Here is a 20785-nt window from a genome sequence, read left to right as displayed (position 1 = left end):
GACCTTGCCGATCCCGAGGTTCGGATCTTAGGAGCGGTGCGTCGCCAGGTGTCCGGTGATTCCTTCCGCTGGGATCTGCGTCGAGTCGCTGCCGGCGCTGCCTGGGGCCTGGACGTGACCTGCGATCTGGCTGGCGAGCGCGACGAGGCGGTCGGTGTTCTACTGCGTGGTCTGACGACGCAGATGCGGCAGCAGGGACTGATTCCCGTCACCGTCGACCGGTTCCGCTAGCGCTTCAGCACACCGCGTCCCAACTGTTCGCGCGAACATCGCCAATCGGATCCAGCTACCTCGCTAGGTGTGGTCAGACGGTCGATGGCCAGCGGTTTGTTCATCAGTTCCCGCCCCACCTCGATCGGGTGGATTCGATGTTCACCAGTTTCGGACCCACCTGAGCCGGTGGGAGCATCGGCAGGTCTGACGGGAGCCCGCTGATGCCGCCGATGTCGAAGGTCGACCTGTTCGCGGCGATCCGCCGGGACTCGCGCGCTGGCATGTCGGTGCGGGCGATGGCCGGCAAGTATCAGGTGAGCCGGCGCACGATCCGCGCGGCTTTGCAGTCAGCATTGCCCCAACCGCGCAAGCCGATGCCGCCGCGGGCGTCGAGGCTGGACGAGTTCAAACCAATCGTCGACGCCATTTTGCGCGCGGATCTGGACGCGCCCCGCAAGCAACGGCACACAGTGACCAGGATTTACGACCGGCTCATCAGCGAGCACGGCATGCTCGGAGTGTCGTACTCCGTGGTGCGCCGCTATGTCGCCGACCGCAAACCGAAGATCCGTGTCGAGGCCGGGCGCGGGCCGGTCAACGTGTTCTTCCCGCAGACCCACCGCCCGGGCAAGGAGGCGGAGGTCGACTTCGGCGAGGTCACGATCAACCTGCGCGGCGAGCCGGTGACCTGCATGCTGTTCGCGTTACGGCTGTCGTTCTCCGGCAAAGCCGTCCACCGACCTGTTGACCGCACTACCGGCGCGTCGCATTTCGTTCTGATCGCGTAGTCCGTGACGCTTCCTTCCAGGCCGATCTTGGGATGGAAGACGTGGCAGAGGACGATCAGGCGTTGGTGCGACGCGACGTGACCGCACTCGTGGTAATCCGGGCCGGCAGCGTCGTCTCGACCGGTGATGCGGGTACTGCCCTGGGTGGTGCGCGACGGTGCGGGTAAGCCGATCGAGGCGGTGAGCGCGTTTCTGCGTGATCTGCTGGCGTGCGGCTCGAGCGCGGCGTCGTGCCGCTCGTATGGCTACGATCTGCTGCGCTGGTTCCGGTTCCTCGGTGCGGTCGATGTGGCGTGGGACCGGGCGAGCCGCTCCGAGGTCCGCGACTTCGTGTTGTGGCTGCGGACCAGTCACAACCCGGCCCGGGACCGACGCCGGACGGACGCGCCGGCGCCGGGTTCGGTGAACGCGCGGACCGGCAAGGCACACCTGGCGGCCGGATACGCACCGGCGACGATCAACCACGCGACCTCGGTGCTGGCCGCGTTCTACGACTTCCAGCTCGGCTGCGGCCTCGGCCCGGTCGTCTCGCCGGTGCCGCCGCAGTCACGCAGCGGAAGGCGGTTGAACGGCCATCACAATCCGCTCGAGCCGTTCCGGTTGCACCGGCGCGGCGCCTACCGCCAGAAGCAGCCCGACCGGGAGCCGCGCGCGGTGCCCGATCGCGTGCTCGACGACGTGTTCGCGGCGTTGGCCTGCAACCGCGACCGCGCGCTGGTGAGCATGTTCCTGTCCAGCGGCGCCCGAGCCGCAGAGACGCTCGGGATGAGCGTCGCAGACGCCCAGCCGGGTGACGGCCGGATCTGGGTGCAGACCAAGGGTCTCGGCGGGGCGAAGCAGGCATGCCCGGCCTCGCCGGAAGCGTTCGCGTGGCTAGCGCTCTACCTCGGCGAACTCGCCGACGACGGTGTCCGTCCGCGGCTGAACGAGCCGCTGTGGTGGACCCGCCGACATCCGCTGCGCCCGTTGACCTACACCGCGCTGCGGGCGGTCCTGAACCGGATCAACGCCCGGATCGGTGCGAACATCACCTGGCACGACCTGCGGCACACTCTGTGTCTGCGCCTGATCGACGACCCGGACGTCACCCTCGTCGACGTCCAGCAGGTGATGCGGCACCGCCGGATCACCACCACCGGCGGCTACCTGCGGCCGCGCACCGACGAGGTGATCGCCAAGGTCCACGAGCACTACACCCGCCCCAGGGCGTCGCCGAAGCCATTGACCGGCTGGGACTACGACCCGCAGGACCTCGCCGACGTGTTCGGGGACGTCTGATGGCTCGGCATGGACGGGTCGCCCGCACCCCGGTCAGCCTGCGCGAACCTACGGTCCTGCCCAGCGGGCAGAAGCCGCCTCCGGAGGCCGATGCTGTGGTCGGCGGCCGGGACAATGCCGGCCGAGACGAGCTCGTGCGGCTGGCCGAGGCGTTGCTCGTCGAACCGACCCACCAGCAGCGGTCCCGGCAGCGACGCGGGCTCGCCCGGGTGCTGGACTGGCTGGAGTCCTTCCCGGGCGAGGGCTGGCAGGACCGGTGGCTGCTGGCCGACGGCGATGAAGCCGGAACCGGGTGGGGACCGGCCGGGTTGACGGCAGGACAGCGGCAGCGGCTGACCGCCGGACTTGGCGTCCTGATCGTGCTGCGGGCCGTCCGCCCGTCCTACCCGTGGCTCTGCGGCAGCCGGCTGCTGGGCGTCTACGCCGCGTTCCGCCGGCACAATCACGCCAGTGTCTTCGCCGAACTGGAGCAGACCGCGTCCGATCGCGGCGCCGGCGAGTATGCGGCGGAGGCGGTGAACCTGCTGACCCGCATGGTGATCGTGACCGGCAAAGACCCGCGGGAGCTGGACCTGGCCGACTTCATCACCTACGCCGACGCTCGTCGCGGCAGCGGCAGGACGGTGGCCGCGCTTCCGTTCGCCTACGAGATCCTGCACGCTGCCGGCGGCCTCCACGGTTTGCCGACGACATTGCGCCAGGCCCGATCCCGTGGGCAGTTGTCGGTGGCCGAACTCGTGGACCGCTACCTGGTCGCCTGCCGGCCGGTCCGCGACGTGCTCGTGCACTACCTGACCGAACGCGCCGCAGCACTCGACTACGGCTCCCTGGTCAACCAAGTCCAGGCACTGGTGGACCTGTTCTGGGCCGATCTGGAGCGTCACCACCCTGGCATCAACTCCCTGCACCTGCCCGACTCGGTGGCGCAGGCGTGGAAGCAACGCGTCCGCACCCTGCCCAATGGAAGACCGCGCCGCAACGTGCACACCGTGCTGCTCATAGTGCGGTCGCTCTATCTGGATCTGCGCCAGTGGTCGCTGGAGGACCCTGCCCGGTGGGCGATCTGGGCGGCTCCATGCCCGATCGGCGAAGCGGACGTCCGCGGCTACGTCAAGGAGACCCGGCAGCGGCAAGCCCGCATGCAGGAGCGCACCAGGACCCTCATCCCGGTCCTGCCGCGACTGATCGCCGCCGCCAGCGAGCACCTTGAGCGAACCCGAGTACTGCTCGACACGATCCGCGACGTCCGGCCCGGGGAAGAGTTCACCGTTGCCAGCGAACGGTTCCAGCGCGCCGGCCGTGAACGCAGCCACTGGCGGCCGACTGCGCTGTTCGCCGTCCCGCTCGACGAGCCCGGGCCACGTTTCGACGTTGAACGTCTCGAAGACAATGCCTTCTGGACCTGGGCCACCGTCGAGGTCTTGCGCCGCACCGGCGCCCGCATCGAAGAGCTGCTCGAGGTGACCCACCTGAGTCTGCGCCAATACCAGGCTCCCACCGGAGAGAAGGTGCCGCTGCTGCAGATCAGCCCGTCCAAGACCGACACCGAACGGGTCATCCCGGCCGACCCCGATCTGGTTGCGGTCCTGGCCCGCATCATCCGCCGCGTCAAGGACGCCAACGGCAAGGTCCCGCTGCTGAGCCGCTACGACGGCTACGAGCGGAAATTCGGGCCGCCGTTGCCGCACCTGTTCCAACGCGTCACCCACCACCGCCTGCAGGTGATCCCACCTGACCGGGTCCGTGAGCTCGACGCCGTCCTACAAGCCCACGACATCACCGGCGGACCGGGCTGGCTGATCGACATGCTCGCGCTCACCCGCCGACGTCTGCAAGGTGGGACCCAAACTCACGCCCATTGATCACGGCGAAACAGTGCACCCTGGGCCCGAAGAAGACGCTCATTCAGGACCCATTCTCACGACCGAAGCCATTCCGCCAACTATCGCGGACAGTCACACGGGACACGCGAACGGCGCCTCAGCCGGAAACGGTCAAACGGTAATCGGCGTCGGAACCCGCCACTGCGGGAATGGGTCCTCCGCCGGGTACGGGGTCTGCGAAGCACCCGAGGTCGCGCGCAGCAGGATTCGGCTGCCGTCCGCGCACAGCACGCTCACACCCGCGGGCACCGTACCGCGTTGGTCCGTCGGGCCGAGGTTCTCCAGGGCGACCAGCCGCCACGCCCGGAACTGGGCGGGCTTCGCGGCATCGAGCAGCTGGGCGGCGAGCACGGCGATCCGCTGCGCCCCCAGCCGCGGCGGTGGCAGCTGCTCGGGCACCTCCAGCGGGGTCTCCTTGCCCTTCCACGTGGTCGGGCCTGACAGGTACATGTGGGCGTCACGCTGGTCCCGCAGGTCGACGCCGGCGAGGGACTCGGCGGTGCCTTTGCCGTACCGGCGGACTTCGGCGATGTCGGGGTGCTGCGCCGCATTGAATAGGCGCTCGAATACGTCCAGGACGTCGGTCAGTTCCATGATCCCCCCATGATCAGCTCGTGGGGGAGTGTAGTGGCGGCTCAGCAGCGCCATCCGCGTCACCGCGCGACTCGATATATTCTCCGCGTGTCCCAGCATCCGCCGGGCTTCCTCGTGCGCCCGGCGATGCCGCCTCTTCTCGCCGGGCAACGGGAACGGGGCGCATGCCCGCGACCTTGATTGCGGGTTCGTCGCTCATGCGAACTCGTCGAAGTCAGGTCACGAACCGTCCAACCGGCCAGCACGGCACGGGCGGCGTCCTCGGCGCCCGCGAAACCTTCCTTCTCGGCCCTTGCCGGCCACCTTGGTTGCGAGCCGCCGTAGCGGAGGTCGATTTCGGTACGGACCCCACTGTCACGGCTGCCTATTCGATGGTCAGTTCGGTGTCGACTGCTGCGGCCGAAGGCTCCGGTCCGGTGTGGGGTGTGCGCGGTACCGATGCTGGCCTCGCTGGCATCGACTGCGTGGAGGCGTCGACGGCGTCGGCTACAGCGGTGATGACACGGTTGAGGCCGCGGATGCTGCACAGCATCTGTTGCTGGGTGTGGTGGGTGGCGGCTGCTTCGATCTGGCGTAGCAGATCGGCGAGCGGGTGGATGGGCGCGGTTACTTGGTTCGCTGGCCCGTGAGGTTGCGGGTAGGGTGGTGCTGACAACAAGGATGCTTGAGCACTCTGGCTCAGGTGTTCGGGGCCGCGCTCGCCACTTGTAGGTTGTGGTGGAGCGGCCCTGTTGCTTGTCACGGTCAGTTCTCGGCCGGTGTGTGCGTCGAGGACGGTGGCGGTGTCGGTGATCCGGGACCACCATTGCGGGTCGTCGTGGGCGACGGCGCGTTGCAGTGCCCAAGCGGCGGCGTCGGCCATCCACAGCCCTGGTTGCTGCCGGTCGTCACGGTGCAGCATCCGCATACGGGCATTGATTTGCCGGCTGCGGACCAGCCTCTTGTACGTGTCGGTGTCAGGTGCGTCGGCGATGCTGACTTTGCGTCCCTCCCGCTGGGTCTGGGCTTGTTCATCGGGGCCGGCACGGGTGTCGGCGATGACGTCGTGGACTTTCTGTTCGTCGAGTTGGTGCAGCATCCGCCCAAGTGCCTGTTGCCGTGACTGCTCGCGGTCGCGGGGGCCGATCGGTTGGGCGACGTAGAAGGTCCAGCCGGCGTGCTCGATGATGGTGTCGAGCAGCGCGGTGATCCGCGAGTGGAAGCCGCGCCGGTATAGGTCGGTGGCGTGGAAGCTGTTGTTGCCGGTGGCCTGCCGCACGGCGGTGATGGTGTCGGGTAGGTCGGCGCCGTCGATGACGATTCCCGCAAACAGGTAGAGGCCGGTGCGGTTGCGGCGTTCGATGACGGTTTCGTCGACGAACGCCAGACGATAGTCAGCCATCAGCGCGCCCGTGGTGTGACCGCCTGCTGGGGTGCAACTCGTCCGCCGTGTGCTGATCAGTCATGGCCGAGGTCCAGATCTGGTGTCTCGGTCTGCGGCAGATCCGGGTCGGTGGTGTCGGCGACGCGGTGCTGGCTGGCGGCGGCCTGGTCGGCGAGTTGCTGGCGGACGGGAGCGGTGTGCTGCTGGGGGCGGGTGGCGTCGACGGCGTGGACGCGGTCAGCGGTTTGGCGGGCGGCGTCGGCCAGGCGCCGGGTGCTGGTGGCCAGGTTGCGGGCGCGGCGCGCGGATTCGGCCGCGGCGGCCAGGCCGCCGTAGCGGATCGGCAGGGCCTGCTGATACCAGGTGTTCCAGTCGCGGTGGCGTTCCTCGAGGACGGCGACGTCGTCGGCGGCCGCGGTGACGCGGGCGCGGGCGTGGTCGAGACGTGCGCCGAGTTCGTCGACGAGGACCTGGGCGCGCAGCGCGGCGACCGCTGCGGAGTGCTGTTCGGTGGCGGTGCGGGTACGGGCTGCCGTGGGTCGCCACCAGGCCGGCGCCGGTGTCGGTGCGGTGATGGTGGTGGCGTGGTGCTGGGCGGTGGCGAGCGTGATGCGGCTGTCGCGCAGGTGCTGTTCGGCGGCGACAAGCCGGGTGTGGGTGTTACGGAGTTCGCCGCTGACGTAGGGCGGTGCGGCGCGGTCGGCGGCGCGTTGCGCTTCCATGAGGGTTCGCAGCTGGCTGTCGGAGGCGGCGGTGATCTTGCCGGTGAGGGTGGCGATGCCGAGGACGAGTTGGGCGCGGTGCCAGGCTCCCCACCGTGCGGGGTCACGGTCGGAGGGTTCCGGGCCGATCGGGTCGTCGCCGGTGATGGCGTAGCGGTCGCGGTAGGCGGCGACGACGGCGGCGCCGGAGAGCCAGTGCTGGCGTCCGGCTTCGTCCTCTGGCGGGGGGCCGAGAGCACGGCTCCAGGCAGGCTGGTGCTGCGCGGCATTCTCGGCGAGGGCTTCGATACGGCGGTCGCAGATGGCCGCGACGTCGGTGAGGGCGGCGCCGATGTCGCCGACGAGGTCGGGTAGCCGGTCGGTGTAGGTGCCGGCGTGGGGGCCACTGATGGCTACGGTCGGGTCGGGCCGGATGTCGCGGTAGGCGTTGTCGATGCGCCAGGCGAGCACGGCGGCGGTGTCGCGGGCGCTGTGCAGTTCCCGTTCGGAGGCGATCGCGGCGAGGACCTGTTCGGGGTCGTAGCCGGCGGCGGCGAGGCCCTGCAGCCGGGCGGCGATGGCGGGCATGGCCGGGTCGGCGGCGAGGTTCGCGGCGACGGTGTCGCCGGCCACGCGGCGGATGACGCCGGTGTAGCGGGGGGCGGCGGCGCGGGCGGTGAGGTCGTCGTAGATTGCACCCCAGCGACTCAGGGCGTCGACGTCGGCCCACAGCGTTTGCTCGGCCTCGGTGGCGGAGCGGTCGGTGGTGTCGGTGCGCAGGATGTCGGCGAGCACCGTGATCCCGGCGGTGGGCGGCTGTGGTGGGTGGCTTTCGGGTGGTTCGTCGCTGGTGATGACGGCGATCTGGTTGAGCAGCCGGCCGCGGGTGGCCATGACGTACAGCCTGGCCCGGGTCGTGGCGGAGTCGACCAGGGCGCGGCCGACATCGACGGTGCGGCCTTGAGCGGAGTCGACGGTCGCGGCGTAAGCGAGCTGGACGTGCTCGGCAACGTAGGCAGCGGGCAGCACCAGGGCGGCTTGGGTGGTGGTGTGCCGGACCTGGAGGGCGCCGTCCTGGCGGACAGTGAGGACCTGCCATTGGTCCCGGTTGGCGACGAACCGGTCCTCGGCGATAAGGTCACGGTTGTTGCGCCGGGTGACGATCAGATCGCCGGTACTCGCGCGGGTGCCGTTGGCGAGCGTGACCGCGTGGCCGTCCTGGACGAGGCCGGCACTGATCAGGATGCGCCGGGCCTGCGCGGCGAGGTCGGCGGCCTCAGCCTCGGTTTCGACCATGATCAGGCTGGAGCGGCCCTGGATGATGTCGGCGGCCCACCCGTCGAGGACCCGCCGGGTGAGGTTTTGGCGGTCGCCGCCGAGGATCCGGCCGCGCCGGTCGTACTCGGCAAGCACAGTGGTGTCCGCCTCACGCAGCCGCAGCGACGCCGGGCCTTCCCACGCTTCGGCGAAACGTCGGACCTCGGTCAGGGTGGTGGTGTTGCCGAGGGAGGCGAGGTACCGGAACATGCCGCCAGGCCCGATCGCCGAAATCTGCTCGGGGTCGCCGACCAGGATCAGTTTCCCGCCGACGGCGTCGAGCAGCTGGGTGAGGCGGACCAGGTCGAGGGTGGAGGCTTGGGATGCCTCGTCGACGATGACCCACTGGCCGGGAGCGAAGGTCCAATCCGCTGGGGTGGTGCCCTCGGGTGGGGTGTGCTGGGCGTGCAGCCACATGGCGATGTTCTCGGTCCGGATGCCCGGCGATCCGCCTTCGCGGGTGGCTTCGGCGAGCACGTACGCGGCGTTCTGCGACACGGTCAGGCCGAGCACGGGAGTGTTCGCTCGGTGTGCGGCGACGCCGACGGCTCGCTGCAGGTAGGTCTTTCCGGTGCCGGCTGGGCCGACGATGCCGGTGACGCGCCGGTCGTCGCCGACGGCGAACCGCAGTGCTTCTCGCTTCTCCGGGCTCAGGTCGAGTTCGCCGGCGACATTCTCGAGCAGCGCTCGGGCGGCCGGAGTAGCGCCGCGCCGGGTCGCGTAGGCGATGAGTTCTTTCTCGGCGGCCAGGACCGGCTGGGTAGACAGTTGCAGGTCGCGGTGGCGGGTGTAGATGCTCTGCTGGTCACTGCCGCGCACGAGGGTGTCGCCCCATTCCATCAGCGCTGGCGGCGTTAGGACGCGCAGGCCGGCGGCGTGGGTGCGTACGGCGTGGGCGGCGAGGCGCTGGACGTGCTGCCAGTCGGCGGTGCGGGCGGTGCCGGCAGGCACGTGCAGGACTCGGCCGATGGCCAGCTCGAGGTGGTCGAGGGTGAACACCGCCCGTTCGGCGCTGAGGTCGTGGATCGCCTGCTCGACCGCCAGGTGAGGAACCCGTCGGGCCGCGGCATCGACAACAAGGTGGCGCTGCGCGTCGTCGCGGATCCCGAGGCGAACAGCGGCGTGATGCAGGCTGTCGGGGTCCCGACGGCGTCCGGCCAGGGTGCGTTCGGCCTCGCGCAAGACCTGCACCGCAGCGTGGCCGATGTGGTCGCTGAACGTGCCGGCGACGATCTGCCGGACCGAGGTCGAGGTGTTCAGACCGGCGACTCGGTCTTCGCGATGCCAGCGAGACACGGCGTCGCGGGTCGATTCAGGGCCGTCCTTGAGCTGGCGGGTGCGCAGGGTGGCGTCTTGTGCGCGGCGCCGCCACCGGCCCGCCCGCACGCGTTCTCGGCCTGCTGACGGGTCGGTGAGCCGTTCGTCCATCTCTGTTTCGATGGCGGCGCGGCGCTTGGAGTAGTGCGCGAGCATGCGCGGGGTGAACCCGATGATCTCGCGGATCGGGGAGCCTTCCCGGGCGGCGAACCGAACGCCGAGCCGACCGCCGAGTTCGGTTTCGACGGCGCGTTCGTAGGCGATGCGGGCGGCGATGCTGGCTTGGTAGAAGGCGCGGCTGTCGAGCGACAGCCAGTCATGGCGGCCGTTGCGGGTGACGCGGACTTTTGAGCTGACGATGATGTGCGAGTGCAGTTGTGGGTCTTTCTCCCGGGACATGCGGTGGTCCCAGACGCTGGCGGCGAGGCCGTCGGTGTCGACCTGCACCAGGCCGTTGGTGCCGAGCCGGGTGAACGCGCCGTGGGCGCGCAGGTGTTCCAGGGTGGCTCGGACCCCTTCGTGGTGGGCCGCCATCACTTGCTTCTTGATGCTGTCGTCGCCGAAAGCCCACAGCAGGCTGACGCTTTTCACCGGGGAAACGGTGACGTCGAAACCGGCTACGGGACGCCGTTCCGGGGCGGTCCAGATGTTGAGCCACACGCGGGCGATCTGCTCGTAGGTCGCGTCTGGCGGGAGTTTGGCCCACGCTTTTTCGACGGCGGCTTGGCGGGCGGCGTCGTCCATCGGCTGGTATTGCCGCCACAACCTGCCGAGTTGTTCGCCGGTGACGGGGTTCTTTCCCTCGGCGAGCAGTCGTTGTAGTTGCTGTTCGGTGACGTCGCCGTGGACGCCGAACAATGCGTTGCTTTGCCCGGCCCACCAGCCGGGTGCTTCGCCGTGGGCGGTCGGGTCGGCGTGGTAGGCGACGACGGAGTGGGGTTGAGCTGGGCGAAAGTCGTGCCGGCCGGTGGCTACCTGCCGGGTCAGATAGGTGATCCCGGCCCCGGGTGCGATGCGGGTAACCGTGAGCATGACGCCAAGAGTAGGGCGCGGGTAGGCCCTTTTCGACATTTGAATGCCAGGGGGTGTGCTAGATCGTAGAACGAGTAGAGGGATGAGCTCTCGTTTGTGCAGCAAGCATATAGTGCGACGATTGTTAAACGATGGGGAAACTTTTTAGGACGATGGTTAAACCATTCTTGGCAATGGCAGGAAGGCTGGTGGTGAAGGTATTTTGGCCAGCATGGCTAGCAAGACGAGTAATGAGGCAGTGCAGGCACTGCGGCAGCAGCAGAAGGCGGAGGAAACCGCGCTGGTGGCGGTTCTCGGCGCGAGCGGTGCGGTGGAGCAGGCGCGTCAGCGTCGGGCGGCGGAGCTCGCGGCGCTCGACGCTGCCGTGAGTGATGCTGAGGCGGGCGAGGATGTGGCCTTGGCGGTGCTGGGTGCGCTGATGCCTGCCGATCGGGCGGGCCGTTTGGCGGGGGTGAGTCCGGCCCGGATGCAACAGGCGCTGCGCCGTGCGGCGGGCGAGACCGTGACCGGAAAGCTGGAGACTCTGACCGGCGGCGGGACTGTGGCGATGCGGCGGCGTGGCCGTCCACGCGGCTCGGGTGTGCCTCGTCGGGCGGGGCGGAGTGGGGAACGGGCGGACGTGAGCTCAGCGACCGACGATGAGCATCGCGATCAGCAGGAGCGCGGCGGCAGCGGCGAGGGTGACGCCGATGACGGCGAGCGTCCCGCCGCATCCGACGACGGAGCGGCCTAGACGATCGTTGTTGATGAGCGGCATGGCGGGCGAGCCTCCGGGGGTGCGCGGGTGGTGGTGTCATTCTGCGGGTGGAGCGTTGATCGTGGCCGATGGGCGCGCTACGGTGGGGTTCTGCCTCTCTCGGCGTTCGCGCCGATGTGATGGTTGGTATTGGGCCGGCGGACTTGGCTGTGCATTCCCTTTCGGGGGATGTTCCCCCTTGTGGGGCCGTCGGCCCATCTTTATGCGCTCCACGGGCCAGGACTGAGGGACTGTGGTGGTGCGGCCGGGAGTGGCGGGTGCGGCAGCCCGGGGCGGCGTGCTCGATGCGCGTCGACGCGGCCGCCATGCGGGCGGCTCGCTGACGGCCCCCGGGGCGCGCTGAGTGCGCGCCCCGGGATCGCGGTGGTTAGAACGGCGGCTCGAAGTTGTCCCAATCGATCGGGGCGGGTGCGTAGCCGCTCATGATCTGAACGGCGGCGGGAACTTCGCACATGCCTTCGCGTGCGGCGTCGGCGTTGAGCTTGTCGACGAGGTCATCGGGAATCTCGGCGTACTCGCTGAGCATGTCGATGATGACTTTCGCCTCGGTGATCTCCCGGAAGTCGCATCCGAGGTCGTAGTCGGGGGCGTCGTCCTCGTTGTCGTTGGTGGTGAGCCAGACCTGAGCGAAGAAGGTGCCGAAGGTGCGTTCCCATCCGGCGACGGCACAGGACACGCTGGGGTCCACGGGCTTGAGTTCGTGGCGGCTCATGATTAAGCCTCTCTGTTGAATTGTAATGATTGGTATTGGTCGGGGCTTGGCTTCCCTGACTGCATTAATGGTATAGCACTAAATGACTGAAGTCGATGTCCAGCGCATTTAAGAATGAATGTTTTTGGGGTTTCGCGCGCCCGCTGTGACGCATTGCGTAAGCGTTCCTGCTGGTCACGGGCGCGCGCACGGCGGCTGGCCGCTTTTTCGGCCGTGGGGGGCGAGCTTGCTCGCCAGGTTGGGAGCGGCTGGAGCCAAATTCGCTGCGGGGGTTTCGATTAAAAGATCATGCGGGTTGTGCATGATGTTTTATGAGCCCGCAGTGGATTTGGTGGAGGCCGTGAGCGACCTACACTCGTAGCGCCAGCCGACGGCCGGAAAAGGGGCATTGACAGCGCGGCCGTAGGCCGCTCCTTTCTACCGGCCGGCCACGGCCGGCCGGGTTGAGCTCGCGCCGGCCCGCCAGTCCTGCGGCAGACGGGTGCGGAGGACCCGGAGGTCCTCCGCACCTGAGTGTTCTACCGCTGGTTGTAGCCCTGGACGACCTGGAACTCCCGGTAGTCGGCGGGGCTGGCGGTGTCGTAGAACTCCTTCTCCCCGACCAGGACGAACTTGCGGGCGGCGCGGGGGCGGTTGAGGCCGGTGTCGCGGCGCGTGCGGCGGTCGGTGAAGTCGAGGTGCTGGAACATGGCGCTGCCTCCCTGCGGTGAACCGGTGCGGCTGCCGCCGGTGGTGACCGGGCAGCCGCGCTGACGGGCCCAGGTGGGACCGGCGTGGCCTGCCGGTGGGCAAGCCAGCACTTGAGGTCAAAGATCTTTGGCCGGTGCAGCGCAGCAATCCGGCCAAGATGTTTTGCCGGCTTGCCCGCCGCCGGACGGGTCGGTCATCCATGAGGACTGGCATGTGCGTCTGTCCGGCACCGGCGGCCAGCCAGCATCCGGCACCGCCAGGGGCGCCATGTTCGGCCCTCGACACACGACCGCCGCGGTTACGCATCGTGGCGCCGGCCGGGTCAACCGCCCCCCGCGGCGCCAATCTCTTCCCGAACTAACTCGCGCCGGGCGGCAGCGCCACCCGGCGCGAGGACTTCGTGCGCTCCTGCTGTTGGCCGCTGCGCGGCCGTCACAGGGTTCGGTGCACTGGGCAGTGCCCGACTTCAGGTTTCTTGGTGTGACGGCGGCGGGTGGTCCCAGTCCAGGTGCGATTGCACCTGGACCGGCCACATCCGGATTCAGGCGCCGAGACCGTGCTGTCGGGCGAGGGCCGGACCGAGTTCCACTGCGGCTACCGCGGCGGGCAGGTGGCGGTGCTGCCATCCGTGCAGGGCGGTCGCCAGGTCGGCGCCGTATTTGCGGTGCTGGGTGAGCGCGGCGGCAAGGCCGGCGGCTTGTTCGATGCCGTTGTTGGCGCCGCGGGCGGTGTGCGGGCGTACCGGGGCGAGCGCGTCGCCGATGAGCACGGCGTGCCCGTCGCCGACGGGCCAGGCCATGCGGGTCGGCGGGTCGATGTCCATGACCGCGGCGCCCATCCGGGTGTTCGTGGCGTGGACCAGGGCAGCCTGTTCGTCGGGCAGATAGCGCTGGGCGCTGTCGTCGACGGCGGCGTGGGCGGTGCCGGTGACGTGCTGCGGGAGGGCGAAGACGCGCCGGGTGGGTGCGGCGCCGAAGAAGTCGGTGTACTGGGCGGCGGTGGCCCCGAGGTAGAAGGTCCAGTCGGTGCCGCCGGGAATGGGCGCCACGTTGAACTGCATCCCGCTGCGATCGGGTTCGAAGCGCAGGAAGTCGAGCAGGCCCGGCACGATGGTGTCGCTCTGGCCTCGGTGCGCGACGTAGCCGGCGTAGTGCAACTGCCGTTGCGGGTCGAGCAGCCGCCGCCCCGTGGAGGCGCGGCCGTCGGCGAAGACGATCAGGTCGGCGGTCGCGGTGTCGCCGTCAGCGAAGTGCAGCAGCGGCCGGCCGTGCTCAGTGTCCAGGCCGGTGACGCGTTTGCCGGTGTGCAGTACCCCGGAGGGCAGGCGGCGGGCCAGCGCCGGGTGCAGCAGCGACCAGGTGGTGTTGCGGCCGGCATAGAGGTGGCGTTGCTCGGCGCCGGGCCGGCGCTCGCGGACGGTGATCTGCATGACCGCCTCGGAGTTGTAGCGGACGAACTCGTCCTGCGGCACGCCGAGCTGGTCGAGGACGTCCAGCGCCGAGTGTTCCAGGCCGATCAGCCCGCCGCCCAGCGGTGCACTGGCGGGCACGGCCTCGTAGAGGGCGACGGTGTCGAAGCCGGCGTGCAGCAGCAGCAGTGCGGTGGTGGGGCCGGTCAGCGATCCGCCGACGACGGCGATCCGCAGCTTGGGGTTGGGACGGCTGGTGGTGGGCGTGTTCATAGGCGTGGCCTCCATGGGTGTGAGCCCGGGGCGACTGGCGCCGGTTGCACCGGCGCTGCCGCGTTGACGAGGCCACGGGGGACCGGCCCGAGTGGTGGCGGGCAAGCCAGACACTTGCGGTCAAAAGATCTTGGAAGCGCAGCGCTGCTGCCGATCGTTGACCACTGGGCTGCGCTTCCAAGATGTTTTGCCGGGCTTGCCGGCTGCTACCGGGTCGGTCATCGCTGAGGACCGGCGAACGCGGCGGCCCGCAGTGATACCGCCGCGTTCGCCGTTGGGCTATGCATCCCGAGGTGCGGCGCACGCGCATCATCTGCCGAGCAGTACCGGCGCATGTGCCAACAGCTGGGGACGGACAGGCGCACCGAACCTCCATGCATTACCGGGCGGCAGAGGGCGACTGTGCACTGGCGTGAGTAGAGCGGCGCGATGCTGATGGATCCGCGGCCCTACCCGCCGGTCTCACCCTGGCAATGGCTGCCGGCTCTGCCGAATCTGGCCTCCAGCGCGGCGATCAGTGTTGCTCGGTCGGTTGTCGACGCGATGGCCTCGCCGATGTCGGCGAACGAGCGCACGACCTCCCCGGTGTTGGTGCAGTCAGCCTCGAAGTCACCGACACCGGGCGTGTAGCGCAGCAGTGTGCCGAGCGCCTCGTGGTGCGGCTCTTCGTAGACGGTGAAGCTGAACTGGTGCGCCGGTAGGATGCCGCCTTTCATCAGCGCGCACAGCTCGTCAGCTATGTCGTTGCGGGTACCGACGAAGGCGACACCGCTGATGTCGTCCAGGGAGGAATCGTCGGTGATGTCGCTCGCGTGCTCGTTGAAGATGGTGCAGATCGCGTCGGCGTATCCCTCGGGCAGTAGCTCGGGATGATCGATGTGAAGGTGTATGGCGATGCTGTCGGCCATGGCAGATGGCTACTTTCTGGAGCAGGGAGAGTTCGCGTAGCAGCTCGCGGTGTGAGGGGTGCCAGCCCTAGAGCTGCTGGTCCGTCGTTGTGCCAGGCCGGGGCACGGCCGGCTTGATCTCGTACGGTCTGAGGGGCGTCACTGCGTCTCACCGGCATCGGCCTGCTGTACGACGTTGCCGTACTGGTCTTTGGGCACGGTGGGATCGATGATGGCGGCGGCCCAGGCGATACCTTCGCGCCGGTACCATGACGGCATCGAGACCTCGTTGCAGCGGGCCCGGAGAAGGTCCGCGAAGTCCTTGCCCGCTTCCCGGTAGACGCGCCGGGTTTCGGCTCGCGCATCTCTGGCCTGCTGTTCGGCGGTCTCTCGCTGCAGGCGGTCCAGCGCGCTGGTGTCGTAAAGGTGCCGGGCGTAGCTCTCGGTGGTCAATCCTTCGCCGCGGTCCAGGCGCTCCCGGAAGTTCCCGTCGGCCGGCCGGAATCCCAGCGTCCGGCGCAGCGCCTCGGCATAGAAGTCGTTGCCGTATCGCTGCTGCGGCTCGTGGTGGATGAGGTTCGCCATCTCGGTTTGGAGTCGTTCGGCGATGCGATCCCAGTTCACGGAGTCGTTCGTCACGGCCGTCGTGTCCTTACTGGTTCAGCGGGTGGTCAGGCGGAGCTGGTGGGCGCCGGTGGTGTGCACGGCTGGCAGATCGGGCCGAGGTCGGCCTGATATCCGGCGTCGCAGGCCTCGCACACGAGGCGCAGGCATGCCCGGCATTCGCCGGAGGCGACGCTGTCGAGCGGGGTGCCGCAGAAGCCACAGTCGCCGGTCAGGCAGGCGCCGTGTTGCGGCCGGGGTGGTGCTGGCGGCAGGGATGATCACTCATCGACGCTGTGCCGCAGATGCTCATCAACGGTCGCGGCGGTCAGGGCTGTGCCGGTGCGGGTCTCCGGGCGGGTGATGCGCCGCCAGCCGGCCGGGTCGCAGGCCAGCCATGTGGTGTTCTCGTCGGTGGTGACGGCGATGACGTCACCGACGGACAGCGAGCGTCGTCGCAGCAGCCGGTAGGTACAGGCGAGCAGGAAGTCCACCTCGCCGGCGTCGGTCTTGCCCCGGCTGGCCTGTAGATCGTCGAGGTCGGTGTTGAAAATGTGGAACGCCCAGCTGCCGATCTGTTCCGGCGTTGTGTCGGCAGGTAGGTGACGACGGTGGGTGATGACCTTTGTCAGGGTGTGGTCGGGCTCGTAGGGGAGGAACTGGGTGTCGACGTTGTGGTAGATCGCGATGTAGAACAGCGTCACGATGGTGCCCTTCGACGAGAGGTGAGCAGCATTCATGCCGGGACCGGCGAGAGAGAGCCACGGGGACCTGCCGACGCGGCCATGGCAATGGCGTCACGCGGGAGCCGTCGAGGTCGCGCAGTCGGCCCGAGGGGACACAGAGCGGCGCTCTGGTTTGGCATAGACGAGGCATCGCCGCTGACGGGCCGGCCATTGCGCAGCGGAAGCTACCGGCGCGCATCCGGAACGCTCTGGTTCAGGCGACGGATCCTGAGCCACTTGTCCTCTTGGCGTTGATCGCCGCCCGACGCGGTGAAACCGACGGTGGGACGGGGGATCGCTCAGGCGGCACGCTGCCCGGCCGGTTCGCATCGGCCGGGCAGCGTGTCATGACTACCGCATCAGGGTGGCGGTGGTCTCCTCGGCGGACTCGGTCGAGACGGCGAAGTCCGCCACGGTCGAGTAGTTCAGGACGTACGCCATGCCTGCCTGGTCGGCCGGTCGCCCGCCCAACTGTTCATCGGTGACGGTGAAGGCGACCGTGTAGGTGCGGACCGGAAGCGGGACCTCGTCCAGCTGGTAGGCGTCGACGAGTTCGCGGTACAGGCGGCAATACTCCTCGTCGCCGTAGCCGAGGTCGATGGCCTTCCGGATGGCCGTCTTCAGGCGGGCCTTGGTGACGAACGGATCGGTGGAGTCAGCCACGGTGAACCGCTCGTCGGCCACGTCAGCGGCAGCGTCGTCGTAGCAGATCCGGCAGGACAGGTTGCCGCATCCCTCGCTCCCGCGGCGCAGTGGCTTGAACGACAGCCCTTCGTTCAGGGCTTGCTTGGTGATGGACTCGGCGGTGCCGCACCAGTTGTTGTCGGTGGCGTGCTGGCGAATGCGGGCGAGGACGTCGGAGAGGTAGACCGATCCCTGCGGAGCGGCCGGCCGCCCGGTACCGGCGGAGTCCTGATCGTCCGGAGTGGCGCTGGTGATCTGGTCGGTGACGTTGTCCGTCATGGTGCATGCCTCCATCAGGCTGTGCTGATGCGGCACCCCGCGCCGGGATTCGGTGATCCCGGCGCTGGGGTGCCGCGCTGACGGGGCCGGTCAGAGCCCACCCATGTGCCTGGGGATGCAAGCCCCCGTTCAGCGGAAGATCTTGGCGGTCGAGCGCAGCGCTGACCTGGGCGCCAAGATGTTCGGCTGGGGGCTTAGCGCCCTCGGCACGGGTGGGCCGACCTCGGGTCCCTCAGCGAGCGGCTCCAGACGCCGTAGTGGTTGATCGCCGGAGCGTGGGCGGCGTCGTGAATGACCACGCGGGCCGGTGGCTGGCATAGGCAAACGGGAGTCACGCCCGTAGCGGAGATACGACCCCGTTACCTTTTTGATCGTCCCCACCGGGGACTGCTCGGTCGCTCGGTCCGGTATGGCTTACTGCCCCTGTCGTTCGCATGATCCGGGGGGTGTTGTCGCCGGGCCGGGTGGCGTCGACGGATCGCTGATAGGGACACGACCGCCTGGCGGGTTGGGGTAGGTCTCCTCGTAACGTGGCTGCCGACGGTCGACGCCGGACTGGCGATCGGGCTGAGAGGTAGCGTCGCGGGGAGGCGAAGTGCACGGCGGTTACCAGGTGTTCCTCGGTCTCGACGTTGGCAAGGACGGCCACCATGCCGTCGCCCTAGACCCCGGCGGTAAGCGGCTGCACGACGCCGCGCTGGTCAACACCGAAGCCCGACTGCGGCAGGTGTTCGACAAACTCGCCCGTCACGGCCGGATCCTGGTGGTCGTCGACCAGCCCGCGTCGATCGGAGCGCTACCGGTCGCGGTCGCCCGAGCCTGCGGTCATCAGGTGGCCTATTTGCCCGGGCTGGCGATGCGCCGGATCGCGGACCTGCATCCCGGTTCGGCGAAGACCGACGCCCGCGACGCCTACGTCATCGCGGACGCCGCCCGCACCCTGCCCCACACGCTGCGCCGCGTCGACGTCGGTGACGAAACCCTCGCCGAGCTGGAGGTCCTGGTCGGCTTCGATGATGACCTCGCAGGCGAAGCCACCCGGATTTCAAACCGCATCCGTGGGCTGCTCACCCAGATCCACCCCGCGCTGGAGCGTGTTCTCGGGCCGAGGGTGCAGCACAAGGTGGTGCTGGAGCTGCTGTCGCGTTGCGGTGGTCCGGCCGGGCTGCGCAAAGCCGGCCGTTCCAAGCTGCTGGAGATCGCCGCGAAGAACGCTCCTCGCATGGGCGAACGTCTGGTCGGGCAGGTCATGACCGCTTTGGACGAGCAGACGGTGACCGTTCCCGGCACGGCCGCGGCGGAGAAGATCCTGCCCCGGCTGGCCGACAGTCTCCGCGGCGTCCTTCAACAGCGTGATCAGGTCGCCGGTGAGGTCGAAGGGATCCTTGATGCGCACCCTCTTGCCCGGGTCCTGACCTCGATGCCCGGCGTCGGGGTCAGGACCGCAGCCCGGATCCTGCTCGAGGTCGGTGACGGCACCGCCTTCAAAACCCCTGGCCATTTGGCCGCTTACGCCGGCCTGGCCCCGGTCACCCGCCGCTCCGGCATCTCCATCCGCGGTGAACACCCACCCAAGGGCGGTAACAAGCAGCTCAAACGCGCGTTCTTCCTCGCCGCCTTCGCGTCGCTGGCGCATCCGCCCTCGCGGGCCTACTACGACCGCAAACGAGCCCAAGGCAAACGCCACAACGCCGCCCTCATCTGCCTCGCCCGCCGCCGCTGCGACGTCCTATTCGCCATGCTCCGCGACCAGCAGCCCTACCAACCCCGACCGGCAGACCACGCCCTCGCAGCTTGACGAAACCCATAGGGACACCCGTTACCTTTTTGATCGTCCCCAGCCGGGGGCTGCTCGGTCGCTCGGTCCGGTATGACTTACTGCCCCTGTCGTACGCATGATCCGGGGGGTGTTGTCGCCGGGCCGGGTGGCGTCGGCAAGACCGCTGATAGGGACCCGGCCACCCGATCCTGGGTAGGTCTCTCCGTAACGTGGCTGCCGGCAGTCCGACGCTCTGACCAGCGACCGAGCCCATGATGGACATCGTGGGAGACCAATAGTGACCAACGAGTACGGCGTGTTCCTGGGCCTGGACGTCGGCAAGACCGACCATCACGCTGTTGCACTCGATCCGGCGGGCAAACGGCTGCATGACGCGGCACTGCCGAACACCGAGGCGGGGCTGCGCAAGCTGTTCGACAAACTCGGCCGGCACGGCCGGATCCTGGCGGTGGTCGACCAGCCTGCCTCGATCGGCGCCCTCCCGGTGGCGGTCGCCCGAGCGTGTGGGCACCAGATCGCCTACCTGCCCGGCCTGGTCATGCGCCGCCTCGCTGACCTGCATCCCGGCACCGCGAAGACCGACGCCCGCGACGCTTGGGTGATCGCCGACGCTGCTCGGACGCTGCCGCACACGCTGCGCCGGGTCGACGCCGGTGACGACACCCTTGCCGAGTTGGAGATGCTGGTCGGCTACGACGACGACCTCGCCGGTGAGGTCACCCGCATCTCGAATCGGATCCGTGGCCTGCTCACGCAGATCCACCCGCCGCTGGAACGGGTCCTGGGCCCGAAAGTGCAGCATGCCGCCGTGCTGGAGCTGCTGTCGCGGTGCGGTGGCCCCGCCGGGCTGCGCAAGGCCGGCAGGTCGAAACTCGCCGAGATCGTCAAGAGCCGAGCTCCGCGAATGGGCGCCCGCCTCGTCGAGCAGGTCTTCGTCGCTCTGGACGCCCAGACGGTGGTCGTTCCTGGTACCACCGCGGCCGAGACCATCCTGCCGAAGTTGGCGGACAGCCTGCGTGAGCTGCTGATACAGCGTGACCAGGTCGCCGGCCAAGTTGAGGAGATGCTTGATGCTCACCCTCTCTCCTCGGTCCTGATCTCGATGCCCGGCATCGGGGTCAGGACCGCAGCTCGGATCCTGCTCGAAGTCGGCGACGTCGCCGCGTTCCCGACCTCTGGCCACCTGGCCGCCTACGCCGGACTCGCCCCGGTGACCCGCCGCTCGGGCACCAGCATCCGCGGCGAGCACCCGCCCAAAGGCGGCAACAAGCAGCTGAAACGCGCTTTCTTCCTGTCCGCGTTCGCGGCCCTGTCCGACCCGCTCAGCCGGGCCTACTACGACCGCAAGAGAGCCGAAGGCAAGAAACACAACGCCGCCCTCATCTGCCTCGCCCGCCGCCGCGTCGACGTCCTCCACGCCATGCTCCGCACCCGCACGCAATACCAGCAAAAACCGGTAGAAAAACTTGCGCTCGCTGCTTGACAAAAACCATAGGGACAC

General features: G+C 68.8%; 16 protein-coding genes and 1 pseudogene. 7 read left to right on the top strand and 10 right to left on the bottom strand.

Annotation, left to right across the window (positions count from 1 at the left end; translation table 11 throughout):
* The 4 genes and pseudogenes from ACFQV6_RS16205 to ACFQV6_RS16190 form a co-directional block, all read left to right on the top strand.
* Positions 1-231, top strand: a pseudogene (locus ACFQV6_RS16205) (hypothetical protein); the annotation flags it as partial.
* 212 nt (positions 232-443) lie between these two features.
* Complete coding sequence (locus ACFQV6_RS16200) at positions 444-1001, top strand: hypothetical protein (RefSeq protein WP_378028302.1); 558 nt, start codon at positions 444-446, stop codon at positions 999-1001.
* 126 nt (positions 1002-1127) lie between these two features.
* Entirely contained in the window at positions 1128-2279 is a 1152-nt protein-coding gene (locus ACFQV6_RS16195) for a tyrosine-type recombinase/integrase (protein WP_378028306.1), read from the top strand.
* Positions 2279-4141, top strand: a complete 1863-nt coding sequence (locus tag ACFQV6_RS16190; RefSeq protein ID WP_378028301.1) for a hypothetical protein — start codon at positions 2279-2281, stop codon at positions 4139-4141. Before ACFQV6_RS16195 ends, ACFQV6_RS16190 begins: the two co-directional genes overlap by 1 nt.
* Positions 4142-4273: 132 nt before the next feature.
* On the opposite strand, the gene ACFQV6_RS16185 is transcribed toward ACFQV6_RS16190, so the two are convergent.
* The 3 genes from ACFQV6_RS16185 to mobF all read right to left on the bottom strand — a co-directional run bounded on the left by ACFQV6_RS16185 (position 4274) and on the right by mobF (position 10486).
* A complete protein-coding gene (locus ACFQV6_RS16185; RefSeq protein WP_378028300.1) occupies positions 4274-4756 on the bottom strand; it encodes a hypothetical protein in 483 nt (160 codons plus the stop codon).
* A 364-nt stretch (positions 4757-5120) separates the two neighbouring features.
* Positions 5121-6137: a hypothetical protein gene (locus ACFQV6_RS16180; RefSeq protein WP_378028299.1), complete on the bottom strand. Its 1017-nt coding sequence runs from the start codon at positions 6135-6137 to the stop codon at positions 5121-5123.
* A 56-nt stretch (positions 6138-6193) separates the two neighbouring features.
* On the bottom strand, positions 6194-10486 hold the full coding sequence (mobF, locus tag ACFQV6_RS16175; RefSeq protein ID WP_378028298.1) for a MobF family relaxase: 4293 nt from the start codon (positions 10484-10486) through the stop codon (positions 6194-6196).
* Positions 10487-10724: 238 nt separating this feature from the next.
* On the opposite strand from mobF, the gene ACFQV6_RS16170 reads away from it, so the two are divergent.
* Positions 10725-11219, top strand: a complete 495-nt coding sequence (locus ACFQV6_RS16170) for a hypothetical protein (RefSeq protein WP_378028297.1) — start codon at positions 10725-10727, stop codon at positions 11217-11219.
* A gap of 391 nt (positions 11220-11610) precedes the next feature.
* Here the strand turns inward: ACFQV6_RS16170 and ACFQV6_RS16165 are convergent, their stop codons facing one another.
* The 7 genes from ACFQV6_RS16165 to ACFQV6_RS16135 all read right to left on the bottom strand — a co-directional run bounded on the left by ACFQV6_RS16165 (position 11611) and on the right by ACFQV6_RS16135 (position 17504).
* Entirely contained in the window at positions 11611-11955 is a 345-nt protein-coding gene (locus ACFQV6_RS16165; protein ID WP_378028296.1) for a hypothetical protein, read from the bottom strand.
* Between the two features lie 518 nt (positions 11956-12473).
* Positions 12474-12644, bottom strand: a complete 171-nt coding sequence (locus ACFQV6_RS16160; protein ID WP_378028295.1) for a hypothetical protein — start codon at positions 12642-12644, stop codon at positions 12474-12476.
* Between the two features lie 542 nt (positions 12645-13186).
* A complete protein-coding gene (locus ACFQV6_RS16155) occupies positions 13187-14326 on the bottom strand; it encodes an FAD-dependent monooxygenase (RefSeq protein WP_378028294.1) in 1140 nt (379 codons plus the stop codon).
* 449 nt (positions 14327-14775) lie between these two features.
* Positions 14776-15234, bottom strand: a complete 459-nt coding sequence (locus ACFQV6_RS16150) for a hypothetical protein (RefSeq protein ID WP_378028293.1) — start codon at positions 15232-15234, stop codon at positions 14776-14778.
* A 138-nt stretch (positions 15235-15372) separates the two neighbouring features.
* A complete protein-coding gene (locus tag ACFQV6_RS16145; protein WP_378028292.1) occupies positions 15373-15852 on the bottom strand; it encodes a hypothetical protein in 480 nt (159 codons plus the stop codon).
* A 245-nt stretch (positions 15853-16097) separates the two neighbouring features.
* Positions 16098-16556 carry a hypothetical protein gene (locus tag ACFQV6_RS16140; protein WP_378028291.1) on the bottom strand — a complete coding sequence of 153 codons (459 nt, stop codon included), beginning with the start codon at positions 16554-16556 and terminating at the stop codon, positions 16098-16100.
* 336 nt (positions 16557-16892) lie between these two features.
* Positions 16893-17504, bottom strand: a complete 612-nt coding sequence (locus ACFQV6_RS16135) for a hypothetical protein (RefSeq protein WP_378028290.1) — start codon at positions 17502-17504, stop codon at positions 16893-16895.
* Between the two features lie 595 nt (positions 17505-18099).
* Between ACFQV6_RS16135 and ACFQV6_RS16130 the strand changes: the two genes are divergently transcribed.
* Together ACFQV6_RS16130 and ACFQV6_RS16125 are read left to right on the top strand one after the other, a co-directional pair.
* Positions 18100-19302 (top strand): IS110 family transposase, encoded by a 1203-nt coding sequence (locus ACFQV6_RS16130; protein WP_378028289.1) that lies wholly within the window; start codon positions 18100-18102, stop codon positions 19300-19302.
* A gap of 259 nt (positions 19303-19561) precedes the next feature.
* The gene (locus ACFQV6_RS16125) at positions 19562-20767 is read left to right on the top strand and encodes an IS110 family transposase (protein WP_378028288.1); all 1206 of its coding nucleotides are present in this window, start codon (positions 19562-19564) and stop codon (positions 20765-20767) included.
* Positions 20768-20785 lie beyond the last annotated feature (18 nt).

It is taken from the genome of Actinoplanes sp. GCM10030250, from assembly GCF_042666575.1.
GTDB lineage: Bacteria > Actinomycetota > Actinomycetes > Mycobacteriales > Micromonosporaceae > Actinoplanes.
Note: the sequence above shows the minus strand (reverse complement) of the source record. Positions and strands in the feature narration are given on the sequence as shown.